We start from the raw sequence: 3689 nt of genomic DNA, 5'->3' as shown, positions 1-3689 counted from the left end.
GGCGAAAAACTGGCCGCACTTACTCCACTTTTATGCTTTTTTAAAGTCATAGCTTTTTTCCCATTGATGTTCCAAATCGATGCGGTATTGTCGCAACTTGCCAATACTATTGATTTGTTATCTGGGGAAAATGAGGCTTGATAAATGGTACACTTATGTCCTTTGAATGTTCTGATGAGTGTACCCTCTGCTGTCCATAATTTGGCAGTATTGTCACCACCTCCACTTAAAATATATTTTCCGTCGTTTGAATAAACAACAGTCTTAACATACACTTTGTCGGCAGCGACTGTTTTAACTTCAGTTCCGTCTATATTCCAAATTACAAAGGTACCTTCAGAACCTGCTGTAATAAAACGTTTATTGTCTGGAGAAAAAGCTACATCGTTTACACTTTTTTGGTGCACATCTATGGTGTCAATAATTTTGCCGTCTTCATTCCACAGAAAAGCAAGGTTGTCGTCACTACCCGATAGCAAATATTTTCCGTTAGGGGATGGAGCAATTCCCAAAATCGCCTCTTTATGTCCTGTAAAACTTTTAGCAATGGCAGCAGATTGCGCATTTACTACAGTGTTGATTAGAAAGCTCAGCGTTAGAATAAGAATAGTTGGTTTCATAACGTCTTTTTTTAAATGGCTACTACCGGTCTTTATGTGCGTCTAAAATCATTAGGTTTTCGAGCCATATTAGCATGTTATATGCCTGTTTTGGTAGTATTTATGTGTATCCTTATAATTTACACCAAACAAATATAATTAAAAATCCTACCCATCGACAGGAAAGTTATCAGCGCCAGGGTAACGCTACGAATTGCCTGTTAATTGAAGCAGGCGAGCAATAGTGACGGGTATTTTCGACCGTTCTTTATTTTAGATTCAGTTTCTCTATTTTATTTCCAATGGTAAACTCTTTCATATCGCTTTCTAAATGACTAAATTCTGCTTTCACTACGCTCTTACTAATTTGTCCGTTTTGCAATAAAAATAGTTCATCGCAAGTGTCGTTTAGTGTCGAAAAAATGTGAGAAGAAATTAGAATTGATTTGCCCATTGCTTTCAACTTATGAATTATTTCGGTAATTATGATATTACTGTGAATATCTACGCCATTAAATGGTTCGTCTAAGATGAATACTTTATTTTCTTGCAACAATAGTGCTGTCAATGCCAGTTTTTTTCGCATCCCCGTTGAATACTTTGCTGCATATTCCTGCAAGGGTAAATCAAAAATATTTTTTTCTTTTAAATCGGTAGGGGTTATGTTTCTGGCATTGCATAATAATTGGATGTATTCACTACCGGTTATTTTCGAAAAAAAGTAAGGTTCCGTTTGTAAATAGCCCAGAAAATCTTTGGGTTTCCCATAGTCACAACTGATGGCTCCATCGTATTTTTCTAATCCTGCAATACATCGGAACAAGGTAGTTTTTCCTGCTCCATTTTCGCCAACAATACCATAGACCTTCCCTTTTTCAAGTTTCAAGTTTATATTTTCTAATACTCTTTTGCTGCCGTACGATTTAGACAAGTTTTGAATGCTAATCATTGTAGAATTTCTTTTAATTTTTTGGTTGATTGAATGTATAAATAGGGAATAATCAGCACTAATAAAAGTGGAAGCCACACTGTTAAAGCCAATACAATTCCGAATCTAATATTTATTTTTTCAGGAAATACGGAATATTTTGCTAACATAGTGGTGAAAATAAACAAATAGCCTATGCATTGCACTCCCAGAATTATATCTATTTTAGTATAGAAAAATAAAGACAAACTTATCGTTATTGGCAAGCACAAAAGCGTGGCATAGTGGATGATGTTTTTTAATTTATATCTTATAAATTCTTTGGGAGACAATGAAAATACCCAAACATAAAATGCATCTTCCGAATTTGTATAATAACTAAGACACGAAACTAAAGTCAGTAGTAAGGCAAAAATACCCAAATTAAAATTATCGACATAAATCGCCATCAATGCCAATAAATAGGCGAATAAATAGAGGATATAATTGGTCCTAAAACCCAGGGCGAACTCAAAAGGATGCTTGTAAAAAGGAGTGGGTACTGTAAAACTTGATTTGCTTTTTAAATCTATTAGCGAAAAAAGACAAACGGAAATTGCAAGTAAAACTGAACTTAAATACTTTTCTTGAACTAACAAAAAACTTATAAATGCTATGGAAACCAGTAGGTTTTCGATTATTCTTATTTTAATGTACCCCTTTCTGGAATAACAAAGTTTCAAAAAATCGTTTCGATTTACTTCATTCCATTTTAGTACTACACTTAAAGCCACTACCATATAGAAATATTCAGCAAATTGCGTTGCTTCAAATAATTTTATGGAAAGCACCATAAATGCAAAAAGACCCAGAACATACCCAATTACAGGTTCAATTCCCCATGCGGTTAATTGCCTGTTTTGCATTTTGAATTGTAAAATAAAATATTCTTTCATTATGATGCTGCGCTTAAAGGACTGCTAACCAGGCACTACTCACTACAAAATAGCAGTGCTAAAACCCCTACCCAATAGTTTGTCGCTAATTATACTCATTTGTTATCAAATGTATAACACTTTTAAAACGCTTTTAAAATGGAATGGGAAAAAATCTTTATTTTTTGTGCTGAGGGAAGTACCAAAAGGAGTTTGAAACTGGATTGAAGTAGCTGGCATTGGATGAAAGAAAAGCCAGTTCAAAAGGTTTTTTTTTTTTGCGCCGCTAGCCCTCTAAAAGGGGAACTGGATGTAAGGGGTTGGGAAGCGGATGATTTTATGCCGCTAAAATTAAAAGTAAAATGGTATTATATTAATAGTTCAATTAATCATTTTGTAAACCCCCTTATTTTACTGGGGTTAAGCTATTTTACAATTTTTAAAATACTGATTTACAGTTAATTATAAAAGGTTGAAAAGTACTATAATTACTACTTTCTGTTAATAAAAAAATGATAACTCATTGAAAATGACCTTTTTTTAACCAGAAGAAGTTTTTATCTTTGATTTCGTCAAAAAGGCACTAATTGTCAGTGTACTAAGACAAAATCAATTTTGTTTAATTTAATACGGAAAAAAAATGCCGATTAAATTTAAGACGTTACCGAGAAAAAACCCTCAGGACATGACTGCCCCTGAAAAATTTTACGCCGCAGCAGTGAGCAACGGCGAAACTGATATGGAAGCTCTCGCTGAGATGATTGCCTATCAGAGTACATTAACAGATACTGACTGTTACGCAGTATTGAGATCGTTGGAATACAACATCATCAATGAGCTGAAACAAGGCAGAATTGTTAAATTAGGGAGCTTGGGTAATTTCCTAGTGAGTATTAGTTCAGGAGGAAAAGTTACCCCAGAAGAGGTATCGGCTACCGATGTAACTAAGAGCAGAATTCTTTTCCGACCAGGGAAAAAATTACGCAATTTACTTGGTAATCTAAATTACCTAAAAGCAAGCTAGTAACCCGCCGTGTAGAGCATTTTTACATGTCCGAAAGCCTCGAGTGTTCCCGCACTCGAGGTTTTTTTTTGTCCTTTTTTCACGAAAATTTTCGTCAATTCGTCCCGACGCAACTTTTGCTTCGTCCTGACCAACCAAAAAACTCGTCCCGACGAGCTACATGAACGGTCAAGACAGATTGAAAATTACTGCAAAAGAGTGAAAATTAGACTTGAAAAGTTTTT

At 34.8% G+C, this 3689-nt stretch carries 4 protein-coding genes; 1 reads left to right on the top strand and 3 read right to left on the bottom strand.

What is annotated here, in order from left to right; genetic code table 11:
* From ACIQ2X_RS14630 to ACIQ2X_RS14620, 3 genes are all read right to left on the bottom strand, one after another.
* The coding region (locus ACIQ2X_RS14630) for a WD40 repeat domain-containing protein (protein ID WP_396179692.1) at positions 1-620 on the bottom strand (620 nt) is incomplete at its 3' end.
* A 247-nt stretch (positions 621-867) separates the two neighbouring features.
* Positions 868-1548, bottom strand: coding sequence for an ATP-binding cassette domain-containing protein (locus tag ACIQ2X_RS14625; RefSeq protein ID WP_396179691.1), 681 nt, complete (start codon positions 1546-1548; stop codon positions 868-870).
* Positions 1545-2462 (bottom strand): ABC transporter permease, encoded by a 918-nt coding sequence (locus ACIQ2X_RS14620; RefSeq protein WP_396179690.1) that lies wholly within the window; start codon positions 2460-2462, stop codon positions 1545-1547. Before ACIQ2X_RS14620 ends, ACIQ2X_RS14625 begins: the two co-directional genes overlap by 4 nt.
* Before the next feature lie 619 nt (positions 2463-3081).
* Between ACIQ2X_RS14620 and ACIQ2X_RS14615 the strand changes: the two genes are divergently transcribed.
* Positions 3082-3465 (top strand): HU family DNA-binding protein, encoded by a 384-nt coding sequence (locus ACIQ2X_RS14615; protein WP_396179689.1) that lies wholly within the window; start codon positions 3082-3084, stop codon positions 3463-3465.
* Positions 3466-3689: the final 224 nt, after the last annotated feature.

Origin of the sequence: Flavobacterium sp., from assembly GCF_044368625.1 — a bacterium.
In the GTDB taxonomy this organism is placed as follows: Bacteria; Bacteroidota; Bacteroidia; order Flavobacteriales; family Flavobacteriaceae; genus Flavobacterium.
The sequence above is the reverse complement of the archived record's forward strand: the minus strand, read 5'-3'. Positions and strand labels throughout refer to the sequence as shown.